Genomic DNA, 3755 nt, shown 5'->3' with positions numbered 1-3755 from the left:
TCCTTGATCTTATGTAAATTATTTTTAGTGAAAGTTATTTATACCCTAAAATCATAAAAATTTGAAATTCACTACAAATAACACAGGCTCCGTGTACTCGAAGCACCATTGATTTTCATCATTTTGTGTAGAATTCTAAGTATTTACCTTGCGCTCAGTCCTGTTTAGCTGTGAGTTCAGCACCATAAGAATAAGTTAGCCCAATTCACAGGTGGCAACTATTTCGGTGTTGGCAAGATATTAGCGTGTTCGTCGCTAAACTATGAAGGTAGGTAAACTGGTTATTCGGCATGTTTAATAGCGGTTAATTGAGTATAAAGCGAGATGAATCCCAGGCTAAGTTTCGTTATGCTATCGTACCCTCGGGGCCGGCAAATAACGACAAGTTCATTTGAATGCTTAGTGATTACCATCAGCAAAACGTTTAAGTAAGCAACGGACTAAATTAAGGAGATAATATGTCCTATGGCGTTATGGCGTATCTAGTCGATACGCAAGCACTGTTAAACACACCAGCAAGAGTACTTTTTGAAGAAGTTAATTTAAAATGTGCGAGAGAATTGCGTGAGATTAACTCTATGCTAGAAGATCACTTAGATGGTGGTAACGAGCAAGTTAGCGCATCAGATTTACTCAAAGAATTGCTGAGTGGTGAGGGAAACCGAGCTGGACTAGGTTTTGCCTATGGTTATTTATTCAAGGCCATTTGCGAGATAAAGGGACGATTTTTAAACAACAGTGCGTGGTACCCATGCGATATGGATAATCTTTATGATATCCCGTTCACCTCAATGATGAATATGCCTTATAAATTTCCAATCCCAGATGACTTTCCTGCAATTTTCAGCATTGCACCTGACAGCATCAATACAGACGAAGCGGACTATGGTGAGCTTGATCAAACCCAAATCGCGCAGCTCGAAAGTTGGTTAAGTGAGGCTAAAGTAAAAAACCAGCATTTGTATATTTTCTTGCATTGATTTCGCAAAGTTAGAATTAATCGTTCTCATCAAGAATAGTACACTTGGTGCATACTTTAGAATATGTGCCTTCTTCTTGGTACGTCTATTTTCTAGGTAGCCAATTGATAGAGATTAAGTTCGTTGAGCTCACTTCGACTGTCAACGAACCTAGTTGCATTAAAATGTGAGACATAAATATGATTCGACAATTAGACAATAGCGATGTTTTAGTTGCTGAGAAGATTTTTCAGACTTTTCAAAATTCGTACAAAATAGAAGCCATGTTAATTGGCGCTAGCTATTTTCCACCCTTATCTCGCACTGTAGAAGGGATAAGCAGTGCAACAAGCCATTTTTACGGATACTTTGAAAATCAAAATCTTGCCGCAGTCATTGAACTTGTCATTGTTAAGAAGACGCTAGAAATAGATAGCCTGACCGTTGATCCCAATTATTTTCGCAAGGGTATAGCAGGTAAACTGCTGCGTTTTGCGTTGTCAGAGTTTAACGTTGAAAAGGTTATTGTAGAAACAGCGACGGCAAACACGCCTGCTATTGCACTCTACCAAAAGTACGGCTTTGTTGAATACAAACGATGGTTGCCGGCACACGGCATTGAGAAATTGGCATTGGCGATCAATATCTTTAAGTAGCACTTTCTATCCCAATACCCATTAGCTTAACACTTGCTCAATTTAAATGAGCAAATCTGACACTAATGTAGTTTAATTGTGTTGTGAGTAAATTTAAGCCTGAAAATTATTCACTTAACAAAGGAGTAAATAGAATATATCACTGGCAGGATACTGGTTGCTGATGTACATTACGCAATAGAATCAGGTTAAGGAGAGCTAGCTGATGACGATTGTAGAACAGATAGTTGCAAGAGAAATCGAAGCGGTTATTGTATATGAATCAGGGCAGGTGATTGCATTTGCCGATCATGACCCCATAAACTTTGGTCATATCTTAATTTGCCCCAAATCTCCCTTTGAAACGCTACTTCAAGTCCCTGAATCCATATTGGCAGAAATCCACCGCGTTGCTCGTGACCTTTATGAGCGAATTGAGCGTAAATTCTCCCCAGATGGGATTACGCTTGTGCAAAACAACGGACACTTTAACGAATTAAGCCACTATCACTTGCATATTTTCCCCCGCTATAAGCGAGATAGTTTTGCGTTTGGACGCGATGGGCTCAATATTAAACCTCAAGAGGTTCTGCGTACTTCACTTGAGGGGTTATAGATGCTCGGAGAAGTATTAATCAAGGTTGTTGTAACGCTATTGCTTTGTATGTCACTCGTCTGGACTTTGTTGCCTTGGGCGTTTGGATTATTAAATTTCCAAAACAAACATGGCTACCCACTCTACAAAATTGGCCGAGTGTGCTGGTGGATAATGGTTGCTATGCATCCCGTATTTGCTATTGGTATTTGGTTTTTCGATGCCAGTTTAAGTAAGTTAATATTTAGCCTAGCTGCAATGCATTTCTTTTTTGGGGTAACGTTTGCCAGAAATGTAAGCACGCAATAAATCAAAAGGTCATAAGTGAAGGTTATCATCAATTCGATTCAGGGTGAAGATGCAGATGCCATCGAAAGGTTAATGCGTGAAGTCTCCGAGGTTGACGTTTTACCGCATTTTTCGCAGCTTGGAAAAGATACTTATTTAAACGAAATAATACCCGAAGTGACTCAGGTAATGTGCAACGCCAGCTTTGTTGGTGCCAAGGCATTATTAAACGATGAGTTGATTGGATTTGCTTTATTAAGAGATGGTAACTATCTCACACATTTATTTGTTGCCAAGTCAGCTCAAGGTAAAGGGGTTGGTCGGCAGTTATTAGATACTGTGTTGGCGAGTACATCCGCAGCTCAAATCTCGTTGTGCTCATCGCTTAATGCAGCATCGTTTTATCTTACTTTAGGTTTTCAGGCGGCGGGACAAGAAGCACAGAAAAACGGTATTAGATACATTCCAATGAGGTTAGATCGAACTTAAGTAAGGATATTTTATGACATTTCCAATTAGTGGCTCGTGCCAATGTGGTGAAGTAAGCTACACGTTAAAAGCAGCACCTAAAATGGTGGTCGCCTGTCACTGTAAGGCTTGCCAAAAACTGTCAACAAGCGCATTTAGCATTACAGCCATTGTTGATAAAGGCGATATTGAGTTTTCGGGTCTGATGAAAGAATGGCAGCGTCCGGCTGATAGTGGTAACGTTAGCGGAGCTAAGTTTTGCCCAACTTGCGGCAACCGCATTTACCACTTTAACCCAGCAGAGCCAAATTCAATTAAACTCAAACCAAGTAATTTGGACGATACTCGCTTTATTCAACCGACGGCGCATGTATGGGTTAGTGAAAAGCAAGACTGGTATACCATCCCAGAGGGCGTCACCGTATTTGATAAACAGCCTTAGCTTGCGCTGATGTGTTCAACGTCAATTATTGAGCAAGTCATCGCGAAGGAGTGTGCGCTTCATCGTAAAGAAAATAGGCATAATATGGCGCTGTGTCACGAACTCCTTCATCCTCAATTTATTGAGGTTGGACGCTCTGGGAGCCTGTATGATTTGGGCCAGATCCTGTGCTTAATGAATGAAGAAGAGTGGCCGGATGGGGAGGTGGCAGTAGAGCAATTTCACTGTGTTTATATGAAATGTGATGCTTTACTTCTTACCTATCGTTCTGCATGGCGGAGTTCTGATGGCACGCTTTCAGAGCATGCTTATCGGTCATCTTTATGGGTTGAGCAAAATGGTAAGTGGCAGCTGTTACACCATCAGGG

General features: G+C 40.8%; 7 protein-coding genes. All 7 read left to right on the top strand.

The genetic code is table 11. The features are described 5' to 3' along the window. The first annotated feature begins 458 nt into the window (after positions 1 to 458). Entirely contained in the window at positions 459 to 980 is a 522-nt protein-coding gene (locus tag L1D50_RS22075; protein ID WP_128726535.1) for a hypothetical protein, read from the top strand. 179 nt (positions 981 to 1159) lie between these two features. Further along, the gene (locus tag L1D50_RS22070) at positions 1160 to 1615 is read left to right on the top strand and encodes a GNAT family N-acetyltransferase (RefSeq protein ID WP_128726536.1); all 456 of its coding nucleotides are present in this window, start codon (positions 1160 to 1162) and stop codon (positions 1613 to 1615) included. 205 nt (positions 1616 to 1820) lie between these two features. Further along, on the top strand, positions 1821 to 2210 hold the full coding sequence (locus tag L1D50_RS22065) for an HIT family protein (protein ID WP_128726537.1): 390 nt from the start codon (positions 1821 to 1823) through the stop codon (positions 2208 to 2210). Next, the gene (locus tag L1D50_RS22060; protein ID WP_128726538.1) at positions 2211 to 2498 is read left to right on the top strand and encodes a hypothetical protein; all 288 of its coding nucleotides are present in this window, start codon (positions 2211 to 2213) and stop codon (positions 2496 to 2498) included. A gap of 15 nt (positions 2499 to 2513) precedes the next feature. After that, positions 2514 to 2966 (top strand): GNAT family N-acetyltransferase, encoded by a 453-nt coding sequence (locus L1D50_RS22055; protein WP_239966849.1) that lies wholly within the window; start codon positions 2514 to 2516, stop codon positions 2964 to 2966. Positions 2967 to 2979: 13 nt separating this feature from the next. Continuing rightward, positions 2980 to 3387, top strand: a complete 408-nt coding sequence (locus L1D50_RS22050) for a GFA family protein (RefSeq protein WP_138524432.1) — start codon at positions 2980 to 2982, stop codon at positions 3385 to 3387. Positions 3388 to 3396: 9 nt separating this feature from the next. Beyond that, positions 3397 to 3755, top strand: a 359-nt coding sequence (locus tag L1D50_RS22045; protein ID WP_239966848.1) for a DUF4440 domain-containing protein, incomplete at its 3' end; no start/stop codon positions are given.

Origin of the sequence: Pseudoalteromonas sp. Isolate6 (genome assembly GCF_022398435.1) — a bacterium.
Taxonomy (GTDB): Bacteria; Pseudomonadota; Gammaproteobacteria; order Enterobacterales; family Alteromonadaceae; genus Pseudoalteromonas; species Pseudoalteromonas galatheae.
The sequence above is the reverse complement of the archived record's forward strand: the minus strand, read 5'-3'. Positions and strand labels throughout refer to the sequence as shown.

Coding starts and splice junctions, on each gene's coding strand:
- L1D50_RS22075 (WP_128726535.1), top strand. CDS start 459: ATGTCCTATGGCGTTATGGCGTATCTAGTCGATACGCAAGCACTGTTA.
- L1D50_RS22070 (WP_128726536.1), top strand. CDS start 1,160: ATGATTCGACAATTAGACAATAGCGATGTTTTAGTTGCTGAGAAGATT.
- L1D50_RS22065 (WP_128726537.1), top strand. CDS start 1,821: ATGACGATTGTAGAACAGATAGTTGCAAGAGAAATCGAAGCGGTTATT.
- L1D50_RS22060 (WP_128726538.1), top strand. CDS start 2,211: ATGCTCGGAGAAGTATTAATCAAGGTTGTTGTAACGCTATTGCTTTGT.
- L1D50_RS22050 (WP_138524432.1), top strand. CDS start 2,980: ATGACATTTCCAATTAGTGGCTCGTGCCAATGTGGTGAAGTAAGCTAC.